The sequence below is a fragment of the Paenibacillus alba genome, assembly GCF_013204855.1.
GTDB classification, from domain to species: Bacteria; Bacillota; Bacilli; order Paenibacillales; family NBRC-103111; genus Paenibacillus_E; species Paenibacillus_E alba.
Map to the genome: position 1 here is coordinate 18,268 of NZ_JABMKZ010000060.1, position 15,097 is coordinate 33,364.

At 46.8% G+C, this 15,097-nt stretch carries 15 protein-coding genes; 13 read left to right on the plus strand and 2 right to left on the minus strand.

Annotated elements, in window-relative coordinates; translation table 11 throughout:
* Nucleotides 1-74 precede the first annotated feature (74 nt).
* Nucleotides 75-962 (plus strand): LysR substrate-binding domain-containing protein, encoded by an 888-nt coding sequence (locus tag HQN90_RS36250; RefSeq protein WP_173227706.1) that lies wholly within the window; start codon nt 75-77, stop codon nt 960-962.
* Nucleotides 963-1,112: 150 nt separating this feature from the next.
* On the opposite strand, the gene HQN90_RS36255 is transcribed toward HQN90_RS36250, so the two are convergent.
* A complete protein-coding gene (locus HQN90_RS36255) occupies nt 1,113-2,015 on the minus strand; it encodes an AraC family transcriptional regulator (RefSeq protein ID WP_173227689.1) in 903 nt (300 codons plus the stop codon).
* A gap of 196 nt (nt 2,016-2,211) precedes the next feature.
* Here HQN90_RS36255 and HQN90_RS36260 point away from each other — a divergent pair, with 196 nt between their 5' ends.
* The 10 genes from HQN90_RS36260 to HQN90_RS36305 all read left to right on the plus strand — a co-directional run bounded on the left by HQN90_RS36260 (nt 2,212) and on the right by HQN90_RS36305 (nt 13,286).
* A complete protein-coding gene (locus HQN90_RS36260; protein ID WP_173227690.1) occupies nt 2,212-4,914 on the plus strand; it encodes a UxaA family hydrolase in 2,703 nt (900 codons plus the stop codon).
* A 32-nt stretch (nt 4,915-4,946) separates the two neighbouring features.
* Nucleotides 4,947-5,912 carry an aldo/keto reductase gene (locus HQN90_RS36265; RefSeq protein WP_173227691.1) on the plus strand — a complete coding sequence of 322 codons (966 nt, stop codon included), beginning with the start codon at nt 4,947-4,949 and terminating at the stop codon, nt 5,910-5,912.
* 41 nt (nt 5,913-5,953) lie between these two features.
* Nucleotides 5,954-6,799 carry an amidohydrolase family protein gene (locus HQN90_RS36270; RefSeq protein ID WP_173227692.1) on the plus strand — a complete coding sequence of 282 codons (846 nt, stop codon included), beginning with the start codon at nt 5,954-5,956 and terminating at the stop codon, nt 6,797-6,799.
* Nucleotides 6,800-6,811: 12 nt separating this feature from the next.
* Nucleotides 6,812-7,585 carry an SDR family NAD(P)-dependent oxidoreductase gene (locus tag HQN90_RS36275; RefSeq protein ID WP_173227693.1) on the plus strand — a complete coding sequence of 258 codons (774 nt, stop codon included), beginning with the start codon at nt 6,812-6,814 and terminating at the stop codon, nt 7,583-7,585.
* A 30-nt stretch (nt 7,586-7,615) separates the two neighbouring features.
* Nucleotides 7,616-8,530 (plus strand): fumarylacetoacetate hydrolase family protein, encoded by a 915-nt coding sequence (locus HQN90_RS36280; protein WP_173227694.1) that lies wholly within the window; start codon nt 7,616-7,618, stop codon nt 8,528-8,530.
* Between the two features lie 97 nt (nt 8,531-8,627).
* Complete coding sequence (locus HQN90_RS36285) at nt 8,628-9,356, plus strand: (Fe-S)-binding protein (RefSeq protein ID WP_173227695.1); 729 nt, start codon at nt 8,628-8,630, stop codon at nt 9,354-9,356.
* On the plus strand, nt 9,353-10,870 hold the full coding sequence (locus HQN90_RS36290; RefSeq protein ID WP_173227696.1) for a LutB/LldF family L-lactate oxidation iron-sulfur protein: 1,518 nt from the start codon (nt 9,353-9,355) through the stop codon (nt 10,868-10,870). The genes HQN90_RS36285 and HQN90_RS36290 overlap by 4 nt, the downstream gene beginning before the upstream one ends.
* Entirely contained in the window at nt 10,863-11,588 is a 726-nt protein-coding gene (locus HQN90_RS36295) for a LutC/YkgG family protein (protein WP_173227697.1), read from the plus strand. Before HQN90_RS36290 ends, HQN90_RS36295 begins: the two co-directional genes overlap by 8 nt.
* A 200-nt stretch (nt 11,589-11,788) precedes the next feature.
* Complete coding sequence (locus tag HQN90_RS36300; RefSeq protein ID WP_246363000.1) at nt 11,789-12,784, plus strand: sigma-70 family RNA polymerase sigma factor; 996 nt, start codon at nt 11,789-11,791, stop codon at nt 12,782-12,784.
* Between the two features lie 76 nt (nt 12,785-12,860).
* Nucleotides 12,861-13,286: an SRPBCC family protein gene (locus HQN90_RS36305; protein ID WP_173227698.1), complete on the plus strand. Its 426-nt coding sequence runs from the start codon at nt 12,861-12,863 to the stop codon at nt 13,284-13,286.
* Nucleotides 13,287-13,365: 79 nt separating this feature from the next.
* Here HQN90_RS36305 and HQN90_RS36310 read toward each other — a convergent pair whose 3' ends face one another.
* Nucleotides 13,366-13,782 carry a VOC family protein gene (locus HQN90_RS36310; protein WP_173227699.1) on the minus strand — a complete coding sequence of 139 codons (417 nt, stop codon included), beginning with the start codon at nt 13,780-13,782 and terminating at the stop codon, nt 13,366-13,368.
* Between the two features lie 250 nt (nt 13,783-14,032).
* Between HQN90_RS36310 and HQN90_RS36315 the strand changes: the two genes are divergently transcribed.
* Both HQN90_RS36315 and HQN90_RS36320 read left to right on the plus strand, forming a co-directional pair.
* Nucleotides 14,033-14,488 carry a hypothetical protein gene (locus HQN90_RS36315; protein WP_173227700.1) on the plus strand — a complete coding sequence of 152 codons (456 nt, stop codon included), beginning with the start codon at nt 14,033-14,035 and terminating at the stop codon, nt 14,486-14,488.
* Between the two features lie 45 nt (nt 14,489-14,533).
* Complete coding sequence (locus HQN90_RS36320; protein WP_173227701.1) at nt 14,534-14,677, plus strand: hypothetical protein; 144 nt, start codon at nt 14,534-14,536, stop codon at nt 14,675-14,677.
* Nucleotides 14,678-15,097: the final 420 nt, after the last annotated feature.

Sequence of the window (15,097 nt, forward strand, 5' to 3'; positions counted from 1 at the left end):
TATGTACATGTTTGCCATTAGTACAGCGAATAAGTATAATGAAGTACATGAAAAAAATTCATGGAGTGTAAATGATGAGCTTAGTTAAGTATGAGATTTTTAGTAAAGCAGCAGAGGTAAATAGCTTTACTAAAACTGCTGAAGAATTGGGATTAACGCAATCTGCTGTGAGTCATGCCATTACAAGTTTAGAAAAAGAGTTTAACTTTCCTTTATTTATTCGTAACAACACTACTATTAAGCTAACTCAGAATGGTAAGGATTTATTAGTCACGATTCGAGAAATCCTATATTATAACGATATGTTAAAACAGGAAGTAAGTGCTATTAATGGATTGAATAAAGGAACAGTAAAGGTAGGGGTATTTAGTAGTATATCAACAAACTGGATTCCTTATATGATCAAGGAAATGGAAAAGACATATCCTAATATAGAAATTCAACTAATCGAAGGAAATTATGCTGAGATAGAGAAATGGTTACTAGATAGTAAAGTAGATTGTGGTTTTGTTAATAATAAAACTACTGCTTTACGTTCATTTGATATTGTCCAGTTAAAAACTGAGCCACTTTTATGTGTAGTATCAGACAAATCACCTTTGCATAGTAAAAAACATATATCTGTTGAGGATATTGAAAATGCTCCTTTCATCATGCCAACTTATCAATGTTTTGACGATTTACAGCTATTTTTTAAAGAGAACAATATCCATCCAAATATTCGATTCGAAAATATGAACGAAAATTCTATTTTCTCTATGGTTGAGAATAATTTAGGTATTAGCATTTTACCGGAAATGATCATCCCTAAAGGATTGAATTCCATAAAGGTCATACCACTTGAATTAGAACAAACTAGAACCATAGGTTTAGCCATCAGAACGCCTATTTCACCTGCAGTTAAAAAATTCACTGAGATTGCTGAGAATTGGTGTCGGTTGACAAGAACATTGTCTGAATGAAGTCTGCGAAATCCGCGGGCTTTTTTTGTTATCGGATCAAGTTCTTGTCATTTTTTATTCTTGTCACTAATGGAGAGGGTATAAGGCTATTCGTAATTAGCTTCGGTGAGTAATATTTCAATAATTTGCTCTTGAGATACTTTCACATTTTTATGTCATGTTGTCTAATTGGAAGCTAATTTCATTAATTAATTTTCTTCGATATACGCCTGGGGTTACGCCAGTAAACTTCTTAAATAACTTATGAAAATAAGGTAAGCTCTCATAACCGCAATTGTGGGCGATCGTATCAATACCTAAGTCGGTAGTTAAAAGCAGCTCCTTTGCTGTTGAAATTCGCTTGGCATTCACATAGTCGGTGATGTTCATCCCGGTTAGTTGTTTAAACACCCTAGATAAATGAGCGGCTGAGACTGAAGTGTGCTTAGCCAAATACGAAAGTCCAGCGATTTGTTCAGTGTGAAACTGATCTAAGTGTTGAAGTAAGTTTAGTAGCCAGGGGGGGCCGATATCGGACGCGGCCAGTTGATGATGGGATTCTTTTAATATCAAACGATTAATGCTGATGAGAAGGCTATTTAAATGTAGTTGAACTGCGTATCTAAAACCAGCTTCGTGTCGTTCCAATTCTTCATGCATTTGTTTGAGTTTTTCTTCGAGATGAGGGCGCATGGCTGCTGGGACAACTAGCTTATAGCTCTTATATTTTCGGGCTCGCTCAAAAACTTGCCTATTCGTAAACGAATCACCTGCTGAATAATGTCCGATCAGTTGCGAATCAAAATAGACAGCGGTGGCAGTAATTGGAAATTCAGAATCTGGCAATGCCTGATGAACGGTATTTCCAGGAATGATGAAGAGGTCTCCTTCATTCATCTCATAGAGCATTTGGTTTAAGAAAAACGTGCCTTTTCCACTATAAATATAAACCAATTCAAAGCGATCATGAAGATGCTCTGGTAGTTCACGATTTGGTGTCTTTTTGTCCTTAAATACAATGTCAAATGGTAAGAGGTGGTCATTAATAAAGTTCTTTATAAGCGGTTTTTGCATTGTCCAGACCTCCCCAGATCATCTCACGTCGTTATTTTTCTTATTTATAGAATATCAAAATAGAGTATGTTTTTGCAAAGGTAAAGAATTAACAAATGCCATATTCTTGATACAATATTAATGAGCAGCACTTACCTTGAAGAAACTCAATTTATTCTATAAGTTCGGAAAATCTCATTAAAGGAGCCAGTCATCAATGGACGTCGTTTACCAATTTGAAGAAGTAGCAAGACTTCCCTTGCCCGGGGATAACTGCGCCGTTGCGATTCAGCAATTGAACTCCGGTACTGTCATTCAGTATGAAGGCCAATTCCTCGTCTTGGATTATACGGTTATGGAAGGCCATCGATTCGCGGTGAAAGCGATTGCTCCTGGCGAAGATCTGCTTTCGTGGCATTTGCCTTTCGGTGTTGCGATTAAGCCCATTCTGCCCGGTCACTATGTGATCAACAAAACGGTACGGGAAGCGCTCAGTGTGCGCCAGTTGACATTCGCGGTGCCGGCGGAGCCCAATTTTGCTGATCAAGTTTCTCCTTATATCCTTGACGAGGAGAACTTCCAGCCGGCTCAAGCATCGCCAGCTTATGAGGATACGCGTACATTCATGGGATATCGCCGCCATGCAGATCGCGGGGTTGGCACCAGGAACTACGTCGTACTGCTGGGTACCACCTCGCACACGGGGAGCTACGTGAATGAGCTTGCTTCTCGTCTGCAAGGCGAATGGAACAAGGATTCGAATATAGATGGTATCGTTCCTGTCGCTCACACGGAAGGCGGCACAGAGAAAGCGAATAATGTAGACTTGCTGCTGCGGACGCTCGCAGGTTTCATGGTTAACCCGAACGCGGGAGCCGTATTGGTTGTCGATTATGGCAATGAATCGGTTACGAACAAGATGGTGGAGGCTTATGCACGTGAGCATAGCTATCCGATTGATGAAGTGCTGCATAAGTTCGTATCGCTCACAGGCAGCTTCGAAGAGGAGTTGGTTAAAGGTGAAGCGATCGTACGGGATTGGCTGGAGGCGGTTAGCTCGATGCAGCGGACGCCTGAATCCATCAGCCACTTGCGAATCGGCTTGCAGTGCGGCGGTTCGGACGCATTTTCCGGAGTATCCGCGAATCCGCTGCTTGGCTGGGTTTCGGAACAATTGGTGCGCTACGGCGGTGCGGCTAGTCTAGCTGAGACGGATGAGTTGATTGGTGCGGAGCCTTATGTCCTGTCGAAAGTACGCAACGTGGAAACCGCGCGCAAATTTCTGGAACTTGTGAACCGATTTAAGGAGCGTACGTCCTGGCATGGCACCAGTGCGGAAGGAAACCCTTCAGGCGGCAACATGTATCGCGGTTTGTACAATATCTATCTCAAATCTATAGGCGCCGCAATGAAGAAAGATCCGACAACGAGGATCGACTATGCAACGGAGTACGGGGAGCTCATGAAGTATGGCGGTTACTATTTCATGGATAGCCCTGGAAATGACCTGGAGAGCATCGCCGGACAAATAGCCGCAAGCTGCAACATGATCTTTTTTACAACAGGAAATGGTTCAATCACTAACTTTCCGTATGTACCTACGGTCAAGGTAGTCACAACAACTCGCCGCTTCCAATTGCTGTCCAACGATATGGATGTGAACGCGGGGCAGTATCTGGAAGGCAAGTCGATGGATGAGCTGGGCCAAGAGGTATTCGAGTTGGCGATCCAAATTGCCTCCGGTCAGCGGAGCGTCGGCGAGAAGGCGGGCCATGCCCAAGTACAAATTTGGCGCAACTGGCAGCAGAACGATGCGAGTCAGCTGGAGACGCTGCTTCATACTCCTGTACCGACAGGAGCTCCGATCGCAATTGAAGATAATGCTGTAACGATGGCTAACTCGATCCAATTCTCCTTTACTCGGCAACGCAATCGGCAGTCCAGTGATCATATCGGCTTGATCGTGCCAACCAGTCTTTGTGCCGGACAGGTAGCGGGTATGATCACACGGCGCTTGAACGAGCAAGGAGCAGGGAAGCCTGAGCTCTCGCGCTTTGTCACCTTGGCGCACACGGAAGGATGCGGCACCTCGGGGGGGCCAGCTGAATCCCTGTTTTCCCGCACGTTGATCGGGTATATTACGCATCCGATGGTGGAGCATTGCTTGCTGCTGGAACATGGCTGCGAGAAAACGCATAACGACTACATGCGCCATCAGATGGATGTGATGGGGGTCGATGCGAGCCGTCTTGGTTATGCCAGCATCCAGCTCGATGGGGGAATTGCCAAGGTGAGCGAGAAGGTTGAGGCCTGGTTCGCCGATCAATTGACTGTCGCCGAACCTGCGGAGAAGGTGACGGTCGGTCTGGAAGGACTGCGCATCGGGATCGTAAGCGTTGGTGCCATGAACAAAAATGCCGGCGCACAGCTGGGGCTGCTAACCAGGATGATCGTCGGGGCCGGAGGCTTGGTCGTTGTTCCCGAGAACAGCGGATTGCTTGCCGAAGACGCATTCAGTCAGCCTTTATTTGGCTCGTCTCAAGTTCGGCCGTCCATTGCCTATGGGGAACACGTCCGCCAAAACGGCTTCCACATTATGGAGACTCCAACGACGCATGGCGTGGAGACGATTACAGGACTCGCCGCCACGGGGGTGGAATTAATCATCGCGCTGCTCGGTGATCGTCCGATGCAAACGCATCCTTTCGTCCCCATGCTGCAAGTGACGTCGGAACAGGCTGTGGTGCATAACCATAAGCAAGATGTCGATTTGGTACTCGAGGGCAATCCGAGCTTCTGGGTGAATCAAATTCTCGAACGCAGTAAAGAAATTCTGGAACATACGTATGTACCGAGTCTCTATCAGCAAGGTAATATCGGTTTTCAAATGACACGGGGGTTTTTGGGTGTGTCGTTATAATACAGACAATATCAGAAAGCGAGGAACACGCCATGACGAACGCATTATTATCCAAAAGACCGCTTGGCAGTACGGGCCTACTCATATCACCGCTATGTTTTGGAGCCGCTCCGCTTGGAGATATGCCGGAAACCTTTCAATACAGCACGTCGGAGGAACAAGCATTGGTAACGTTGCGGACCGCCTTCGAAAGCCCAATCAACTTTCTGGATACGGCTGCGGCTTATGGCGAAGGCGAGAGCGAACGGCGAATCGGTAAGGCCATTCATGCGAATGGTGGTCTTCCCGCAGGTTACGTGTTGGCCACCAAGGCCGACCGCGATCTTAAGACTGGCGACTTTAGCGGCGAACAGATTAAACGTTCCATCGAAGGAAGTCTTGAACGATTAGGACTTGATCGTCTGCAATACGTTTACATCCACGATCCTGAACATACCACCTTCGAAAATGTGATGGGATCTGGCGGACCGTTAGAAGTACTGCAAAAGTTTCAAGAGCAGGGGGTCATTGATCACATCGGCATATCCGGCGGACCGATCGATATGCTCATTCGTTATGTCGAAACGGGAGCGTTTAGTAGCGTTGAAACCCACAATCGATATACGCTGCTCAATCGGGCTGCCGAACCTTTGCTTGATGTCGCGAGTCGTATGGGCATTGCGGTTATTAACGCTGCTCCTTATGGCAGCGGCATATTAGCTAAAGGTCCGGAAGCATACGCACGTTATGCCTATAGCGAAGCTCCGCCACTCTTATTGGAGAGAGCGCGTATGTTCGCCAAGGTTTGCTTGGAATACGATGTTCCGCTTGCCGCCGCCGCCCTTCAATTTTCGCTTCGCGACCCGCGAATCGCGAGTACGGTCGTCGGCATGAGTAAACCGGAACGGATAGCCCAAACGTTGGAACTCGCGAATTACCCGATTGCCTCTGAGCTATGGCCGGCGCTTGATGCCTTTGGCTATGATATGGAAGATCCCGAAGAGAAACGTTTTGCTTAGAGTACCGAGTGAGATAAGTTCAAACAAAGGAGCTTCCGCCCATGATAATAGACGCCCATCAGCATTTCTGGAATTTGGAGAAGGTTGCTTACCCTTGGTTGGATCCGTCTTACGGATCGATATGCCGCAGCTTTGATGCGGATGAATTGGAACCACTGATTCGCAAGGCTGGTATTAACAAAACGGTCATCGTACAAGCTATGAACTCTTATGAGGATACCGAATATATGTTAAAGGTAGCCGCTGAAAGAGAATGGGTAGGCGCGGTTATTGGGTGGGTACCCTTGAATATTCCGGAAGTGGCAGATAAAAAGCTGCAGGCATATGCCGCCAATTCTTACTTCAAAGGGGTTCGCCATCTGATTCACGAAGAGAAGGATCCAGATTGGGTCATCCGTGATTCGGTGATTGAGGGACTCAAGATTCTCTCATCTTTCGGCTTGACCTTCGATATCGTAGGCGTGTTCCCGAATCATTTGAAACATGTCCCTTATTTGGCTGAGCAAATACCCGATCTTAGAATGGTCATAGACCACTTCGCCAAACCACCGATCAAGGAAAAGCAAATGGGAGCATGGGCCGAACAATTTGCTGCTGCGGCTCAGTACCCGAACGTGTATGCCAAGGTATCTGGATTGAATACGGCAGCAGATTGGCATACTTGGAACTCAGATGATTTGAGACCCTATATCGACTACGCGTTAACGCATTTTGGGGCGGATCGCCTTATGTTTGGAAGCGATTGGCCAGTAGCCAACTTGGCGGGGGACTTTGAGAAAGTCTGGGAGCAAACCAATCAGGCAATTTCCGATTATTCGGAACATGAAAGAGCTGCCATACTAGGCGGATCAGCTTCAAAATTTTATGGTATTCAAGCTGAATCATAGAGGAGTGGAAGTATGCGATTACAAGATAGGGTAGCTTTAATCACCGGAGCTGGATCAGGTATCGGGAAAAGCACGGCTTTGCTTTTTGCACAAGAAGGCGCGACAGTTATCGTGAACGACTTAGATGAAATCAAGGGCAAAGAAACCGTGAGCGAAATTAAGGACAAGGGTGGCGAAGCGCTATTTCTCCACGCGGATGTAACAAATTCTGAGCACGTCAAGACGATGGTGGAAGCGGCTATTGCTGAATTTGGTCGCATCGACGTTCTGTTTAACAATGCCGGAATCAGTGGCGTCGGAGCTGTGCATGAAATTGAACCGGAAGCTTGGGACCGGATTATGAGCATTAACGTAAAAGGCGTGTTCCTGCCCTCGAAATATGTATTGCCCTACATGATGGAGCGTAAAACAGGTTCGATTATCAACATGTCGTCGTGCGTAGCGGAAATTGGACTTGCGCGCAGAGTTTCTTATGCTGCAACGAAGGGAGCCGTACTCGCCTTAACCAAATCGATGCAGGTTGATTATGCAGCCTACAACATCCGGGTGAATGCCCTTCTGCCGGGTACGATCTTTACACCGTTCGTAGAGAACTATTTGAAGACTTCCTATGATGATCCTACAGCTGCCATCGAATCCTTAAAACAACGCCAGCTCAGCGGTGAACTGGGCAAGTCAGAGGATGTTGCTAAGGCGGCATTGTTCTTGGCATCTGATGATTCCAAGTTTATGATGGGTTCTCCGCTCTATATTGACGGTGGTGTTGTTTTCGGTAAGAACGCCTAACAATAGCTAGATGGAGGAGAATATTTACGAATGAAACTACTGACATTTAACGACAACGGCCAATTTAAGCTTGGTATTAAAACGGAAAAGGGCATTTTGGATGTCGCCGCAGCAATCGAAGGAATGGCTACGGAACAAATGAGTAGCTTGTCAACCACGCTACATGCTGTCATAGAAGGCGGAATGGCGGCGGTTGCGCAGTTGCAGCGTCTTGTGAACCTCGTGCTGGAAGCAGGCTCAAAGGGAGAAGCTTATTTGCTGGATGAGACTCACATTCAATATGGACCCTGTGTGACGAACCCAAGCAAAATTATTTGTGTAGGGCTTAACTATCGCAAGCATGCTGAAGAAACCAATGCGCCGATTCCGGAGTATCCGATTCTTTTTAATAAATTTTCGAACACGTTAACTGGACATGGCGCTGAAGTTCCACTGCCGGAGAAAGTGTCGTCGCAGGTTGATTACGAAGCAGAGCTTGTGATTGTGATGGGTAAAAAAGCTAAATATGTGGAGAAGGAGCATGCATTAGATCACGTATTCGGCTATTGCAATGTGAATGACTTGTCCGCTCGAGATTTGCAAATGAGAACGCAGCAATGGCTGCTTGGTAAATCATGCGATAGCTTCAGCCCGTTAGGACCATTCCTTGTTACCGCAGATGAAGTAGGAGATCCGAACAATCTGGATATTCGCTGCATCGTCAACGGCGAGGTTAGACAGCATTCCCATACATCCGATATGATTTTTCATTGCAACGAGATTGTCAGCTACATTTCGCAACATATGACCTTGCTTCCAGGTGATATTATCCTAACAGGAACCCCTGCCGGCGTTGTTTTGGGTTATCCAAAGGAGAAGCAGATCTATTTAAAACCGGGCGATGTTGTAACCATAGAGATTGAAAAATTGGGTTCGTTAACCAATACGATGGTTGCCGAGAAATAGTAGAATAAATAGTAAGAACCTCGATCGTTGAGGTTCTTTTACTTTACATATCTGACAATCTGATAAAGATATAGGTCATAAAGATGAGAGGTGAACCATGAAAGTATCATTATTTATTACTTGTCTTAGCGATGCGATGTATCCCCGAGTAGGAGAAGCGATGGTGCGGCTTTTAGCCAACTATGGGATTCAGTTGGAGTTTCCAAGCGTTCAAACTTGCTGCGGTCAACCAGCTTATAATAGCGGATATTGGGATGAAGCACGTATAACGGCCAGAACAATTCTCAAAGCATTTGAAGATAGCGATTTTGTTATCTCTCCTTCGGGTTCATGCACCTATATGATTCATCACTATTCGAATCTCTTTCAAGATGATCCTGTTAACTTGGAGAAAGCGGTAGAGCTTCAGAGAAAAACTTACGAGTTTACTCAGTTCCTTGTGCAGGTGTTGGGGGTTACTGATCTGGGTGCGATGTTTCCTCATAAAGTCACCTATCATCCATCATGCCACGGAAGCAGGCTTCTTGGTGTCAAAGATGAGCCGTTGGAATTACTGAAAAACGTCCAAGGTTTACAATTTGTTCCGCTTCCTTTTGCTGAAGATTGCTGCGGGTTCGGCGGGACTTTTGCTGTCAAGATGGCAGACATTTCAGGAGCTATGGTCTCAGAGAAAGTGAATCATGTAAAAGAAACGGAAGCGGAAGTTCTCGTCGGTCTCGATATGGCATGCTTAATGAATATCGCTGGCAACCTGCGCTTTCGAAACGAACCCGTCAAAGTGATGCATTTGGCAGAGCTGCTGTATGAAGGAGTGAATCGGGCTTGAGTACTACTAATTCTGCTGCTTCAAGCGTTAAAGAACGTGCTGATCTGGCGCTTAACGATGAGTTTTTGCGCAATGCCGTGCGCTTCACGACTGAGCGGCTGCGCGGAGGTAAGAAGAAAGCTGCTGAAGAACATGGCAATTGGGATGAGTGGAGAGAGAGAGGTCGACAAATTCGGCTGCATACGATTGCTCATCTGGATTATTATTTGAATTTGTTTGCGGATAACGCTCGTGCTAATGGAGTTCATGTCCATTTCGCTGATACATCGGCTGATGCGGTGAAAATTGCTCTGGCGATTGCGGAACGTAAATCTGCAAAGTCGGTTGTAAAATCAAAGTCAATGGTAACTGAAGAGCTTCATCTAAATCACGCGCTTGAATCTATCGGGATAGAAGCTATCGAGTCAGATCTAGGTGAGTATATCATTCAACTCGCGGGAGAAACGCCTTCCCATATTATCATTCCGGCTATTCATAAGAACAGATATCAAATTGCGGATTTGCTCTCCAAAGAAGCGGGAGAGACGCTGCCGCCGGATACTTCGATTCTAGCAGGTTTTGTTCGTAAGAAGCTGAGGGAGAAGTTTCTTGAAACCGAAATTGGGATGACAGGCTGCAACTTCGCGATTGCCGAGACCGGATCCATGGTGCTGTTCGAGAATGAAGGTAACGCCCGGATGGTAACTACGGTTCCTAAGACGCAAATTACGCTAATGGGTATGGAGCGTATTATTCCTTCCTGGACTGATTTGGAAGTCATGGCAACGCTTCTGCCGCGTTCGGCAACAGGTCAGAAGCTGACGGTGTACATGTCAGGGATTACAGGTCCACGAAGAGAACATGATGCTGATGGGCCTGAGGAAATGCACATCATTATCGTCGATAACGGACGTTCTTTGCAGCTGGGAGATCCCGAATTTCAGGAATTGCTGAACTGTATCCGCTGCGGCGCGTGCTTGAACGCTTGTCCGGTGTACCGTCATATCGGGGGCCATGCATACGGGGGCACGTACAGCGGCCCGATCGGCGCCGTATTGACTCCTGCGTTAAAGAAAAACGTGGCCGAGTGGGACGATATTGCGAATGCCTCCAGCTTATGCGGGGCTTGCTACGAAGCGTGCCCCGTCAAAATCCCTCTGCACGATATGCTTGTTTCTTTACGGCGCCGTAAAGTGGAGAGCGGTCATGGCAACAAGCTTGAAGCGGTTGGCATGAAAGGCTTCTCGGCGGTTATGGGCAATTCGTCCCGTTTCAAAGGTGTGCTGAAGCTCGGTAAGATTGGTCAAAAACTTGTCGTCCGTAACGGAGAGATCCGTACGAAGCTGGGTCCGCTCAAAGGCTGGAATTCGTATCGGGTAACGCCTAGTTTGCCTAAGAAATCGTTCCGTGAGGGGTGGGGGACATTGGAAGCGGAACTGCGCCAAGGGCTGAAGGAGCTGGATCCGCAAGTGCGCCAACGAATGGAAGCCATTGTCAAGGAAAGAAAAACCGGAGGAGGGCATGAACATGGCTGATACGCATCAGGAATGGTTAGATCAGCTTGAAGCGGAGTCACGTGCGAAACAGAAATCATTTATAAATGGCATCGCTAGCAAGCTTGGTAGAGCACGGGTGACTGAGAAACCGGCTCAGCCTTACCGAGGAGCACCTGATTTCTGGCAAGCATTCGAGTGGCCTCTTGAAGAGAGAATTGAGAAATTTACGGAAAATTTCCAAGCTGCTGGCGGATATGTCGCTCGTTTATCTTCCATGGAAGATGTTAAACATTTCATAGTGAATAAAGCACAGGAAATGAGCGCTAAATATATCATCCGGCAAAACCAATCGGAGCTTGATGCTCTTGATTTGGAAGGAGTGCTAAAAGGCACTAACGTATCGGTTTGGAACCGTGAGCCGGAGACTCACTGGAAAGCCCGCGCCGCTGAAGCGGATTTTGGTATTGTGATGGCGGATTACGCTACAGCGTATACCGGCTCCATGACAGTCCTGTCATCTCGGGACAAAGGAAGATCGGTTAGTTTGCTCCCGACAGTATTGATGGCTATTATTCCGGTAGAAAGACTAAACACACGTTTAGGCGAAACATTAGTTAATTTCGATCATACAGGAAGAGAGAACCTGCCTGCGGGCATTCATTTCATCTCTGGCCCAAGTCGTTCGGCTGATATCGAGAATGACCTGACCATTGGGGTTCACGGACCCGGTATTGTGTACGCATTGATCGTTGGGTAAATAAAGCAGCGGCAATCTGGGACTCCTATTCCAAGATATCTTTAAATCAACATGCGTAGCGCAGATCTCTTGATCTAAAGGGAGGATAGTTCCAGTATTCAGGTCCTGGCGTGAGGTATTGCGAATTATTTCTAAAGTACAGACAAGGGTTAATTTATTGGTTATTGAATTATTAGTACGATCGTGCTAAATTTTTATTCATGAGTCACCCTTCGGGGAGATCGTTAAGGGAGGCTGCGATGAACGAGACCGCATTTGACGAACCATTATTTGCAAGCTTGATGCCGGGCTTAACCTCGTTCTGTTACCGAATGCTAGGCTCCATGGACGATGCGGACGATGCCGTTCAGGAGACGAGTATTCGGGTCTGGCAGAGCTGGACCACGTTCAGACAGGATTCCTCGTTCAAAACTTGGGTCTATCGGATTGCCTCCAACCTGTGCTTGGACAAGCTGAGACAATCCAAACGCCGCGCGCTTCCCGTTGACTTGTTCGACCCGGCCGTCGCCATCGTCGAGCCGCGCGACACGCTGCCGGACTCTGCCTGGATCTGGCCGTCCCCCGACTTTGGGGGCAATCCGGAGGATCGGCTCGTCCGGAGAGATACCCTTCAACTGTGCTTCATCGCTCTCCTGCAGACCTTGCCTCCGCGGCAGCGCGCGGTACTCATTTTGAAGGATGTATTTGAATGGTCCTCCAAGCAGATCGCGGAAACGTTGGCGATGTCGCCGGCAGCGGTGAACAGCGCCTTACAAAGAGCCCGAGAGACGATGGACCGGGCGCAGCTTCGCTCGGATGAGCTCAGCAGCATGGACGTTCAACCGGAGCAGCAGCTGCTGTCCCGGTATGTGGAGGCCTTCGAGCAATTCGATATTGCTGCGCTCATCGCGTTGTTCCACGAGGAAGGCTGCATGTCGATGCCGCCCTTCGAGATGTGGATCCGCGGCAAGGAAGATTTGTCCGCCTTCTATTTGCTTACTCGCTGGCATTGCGAAGGTTCGCGATTTGTGCCCATTACGGTGAATGGCGGTTATCCGGCGTTGGCCCAGTATATGCCGGGCAAAGAGGGCTCTGGCCTGGTACCCTGGGGCATCCACGTCATCGAAACCAAAGAAAATCAAATCCTGCACGTTCAAAACTTCATTCATACGTCATTATTTTCGCGATTTGGGCTGCCTGAGCGAATTGACCCATGAATTTCGTCATTGGCTTACGTCTATATCATTGAGAATAACCAAACGACGAATATCATGAGAGAGGTGTCTATTTAAAATGGAAACGAGCCAACCGACGAAAGTAACCGTGCAAGCCGTCATTCAAGCCCCTGTCGAGAAGGTATGGCGCTTTTGGACCGAGCCGGATCACGTCACGAAGTGGAATCAAGCGTCCGAGGACTGGCATGCGCCGAGAGCTGTAAACGATCTGCGGGTCGGCGGCAAGTTTCTGACACGGATGGAAGCGAAGGATGGCAGCATGGGCTTTGATTTTGGCGGCGTCTACGATGTCGTGAATCGGCATGAGGCGATCGGCTACACCGTGGAAGACGGAAGAAGAGTGGATATTGCTTTCGTCTATCAAGGGAATGAGACGAAGGTCATTGAAACGTTCGACGCGGAAAGCTCCAATCCCGTCGAGTTCCAGCAAGCAGGCTGGCAAGCGATCATGGACAATTTCAAAGCCTATACCGAACCAAACTAATCATCGCGAAGAAGACGCCAGGGAAGATGCCCGGCGTCTTTCTTTTTGAACCCTAGTACGAGCGTATTCTCCGTTAGCCTTAACCTTGTGCCGTATCCATGTTCATGTAGTTAATGGCCCACAGATGGCCGTCCAAGTCCACGAAGCCCCAATGATACATGAACCCATGTTCTTCAGGTTCCGCGTGCAATTTCCCGCCCAAGGAGACCGCGGTATTCACGATTTCATCGACCTTTTCCCGGCTCTCGAAGGCCAATGCGATCGTCATCTGCGCATACTTGCTCGTATCGACGGATTCCTTCTCCGTGAGCGTAATAAAGAATGCTTGATTGATCAGCATGACCTGCAGGTTGTCGCCGATCACAATGGCTACCGAATTCTCATTGTCGGGGAATTGCGGGTTGAGCTCGAATCCGAGTCCGGTGAAGAACGCTTTCGATTGTTCTACGTTTTTTACAGGCAGGTTGAAGCTCGTGAATGCGGACGTTAATGCCATTTTCAAAACACCTCTTCGTCAAATTAGTTTGTGTTCATTTATGCCTTCGTATATATAGACGACAGCCGATCCGGAAATTCATCGGTCTCATGGATTCGGAAGCGTAAATTTTGAAAAATAACTGGGTATTGAGTTCGAATACCCGCCATTCCCGTAAGGTTGCTTATTCTTATTGTGTGCAGGGATAAAGATTGAACCTCTCTAAAAAGGAATTCGTCTGAATATATGACAATTAAAGGGTGGGTATCGAGTGTTTACGATTCGGCGGGACAGCAGATCGCATATTCGATCTCAACTCACTCCCTATACTTTACTTTCAAAACAGGCTTTAAGCAAGAAGCGGCGGAGGCGCACCGTAGTATTAGGTGATTCTGATCTAACTAGTTTTCTTATCCATAATGGTGATCTTCAAGACAAGTTGGATAATCCCTTAGGAGATGTGGAGATTGAGGGATATGAAGCACTAGATATTACTTTTGATTCAGTTGACATAGACGAAGATCAGGTTATTTTCGAAGGGAAATTTGAAGTAGAATTAGAAACCCTAATTACAGAAAGTTACTCAAGAAATTATTCCTCTGAAAAAAAACGACCAATTACTATTACCGGCTCAATCATCTTAGAATTTGCAGTTGACTTCAGTCAAGAAGATGATTTTATTAATTATGAAACATGCACAATCGAGGTAGGTGGATTTGAAGTGTAGAAATTGTTGGTTTGTACGACAATGATGCGCATGAGGATGCCGATTATGATGATGATGACAGATGCTCCGATTGTGGGAGGACGAATGCTCAATATTTCAAACATAATGATGATCAGCTTTGTGAACAATGCTCTTATTCGTATCAGACTTGCCCTGAATGTGGGAGATTATTCGAGGAAGGAACAATAGGAGCATTTTGCGACAATTGTGAGATGGAGCACGCGAACTAATAATTAAAAGCGCCTTCGAAAAATTTAGAAGGCGCTTTTAAATCTTATTTTAATGTAGGGGAATTTGTTTTGTGTCGTTAGACAAGTGTCGGGTGACAAGAACATTATTTCATTAATTACCGCGTAAATCGCGGTTTTTTTATTTTATGGGATCAAGTTCTTGTCACGAGCCAATGACAAGAACTTGATCTCATTCCCGATAGATGGGTTCGGGAGTGAATGAGGTGGATATAGAAATACCTGGAAAGGATACCTATGATTGAACTACCATGAAAATTAGAAAGCTGGCAGTCGAAGAAAAAGACATCACTAAATAAGACGCGGCTCAGTCTCTTTTAAAAAAATTGCAGCGCATAGGATTTGCGTAATCCGTAGATCA

Coding starts and splice junctions, on each gene's coding strand:
- HQN90_RS36250 (WP_173227706.1), top strand. CDS start 75: ATGAGCTTAGTTAAGTATGAGATTTTTAGTAAAGCAGCAGAGGTAAAT.
- HQN90_RS36255 (WP_173227689.1), bottom strand. CDS start 2,015: ATGCAAAAACCGCTTATAAAGAACTTTATTAATGACCACCTCTTACCA.
- HQN90_RS36260 (WP_173227690.1), top strand. CDS start 2,212: ATGGACGTCGTTTACCAATTTGAAGAAGTAGCAAGACTTCCCTTGCCC.
- HQN90_RS36265 (WP_173227691.1), top strand. CDS start 4,947: ATGACGAACGCATTATTATCCAAAAGACCGCTTGGCAGTACGGGCCTA.
- HQN90_RS36270 (WP_173227692.1), top strand. CDS start 5,954: ATGATAATAGACGCCCATCAGCATTTCTGGAATTTGGAGAAGGTTGCT.
- HQN90_RS36275 (WP_173227693.1), top strand. CDS start 6,812: ATGCGATTACAAGATAGGGTAGCTTTAATCACCGGAGCTGGATCAGGT.
- HQN90_RS36280 (WP_173227694.1), top strand. CDS start 7,616: ATGAAACTACTGACATTTAACGACAACGGCCAATTTAAGCTTGGTATT.
- HQN90_RS36285 (WP_173227695.1), top strand. CDS start 8,628: ATGAAAGTATCATTATTTATTACTTGTCTTAGCGATGCGATGTATCCC.
- HQN90_RS36295 (WP_173227697.1), top strand. CDS start 10,863: ATGGCTGATACGCATCAGGAATGGTTAGATCAGCTTGAAGCGGAGTCA.
- HQN90_RS36300 (WP_246363000.1), top strand. CDS start 11,789: ATGAGTCACCCTTCGGGGAGATCGTTAAGGGAGGCTGCGATGAACGAG.
- HQN90_RS36305 (WP_173227698.1), top strand. CDS start 12,861: ATGGAAACGAGCCAACCGACGAAAGTAACCGTGCAAGCCGTCATTCAA.
- HQN90_RS36310 (WP_173227699.1), bottom strand. CDS start 13,782: ATGGCATTAACGTCCGCATTCACGAGCTTCAACCTGCCTGTAAAAAAC.
- HQN90_RS36320 (WP_173227701.1), top strand. CDS start 14,534: ATGATGATGATGACAGATGCTCCGATTGTGGGAGGACGAATGCTCAAT.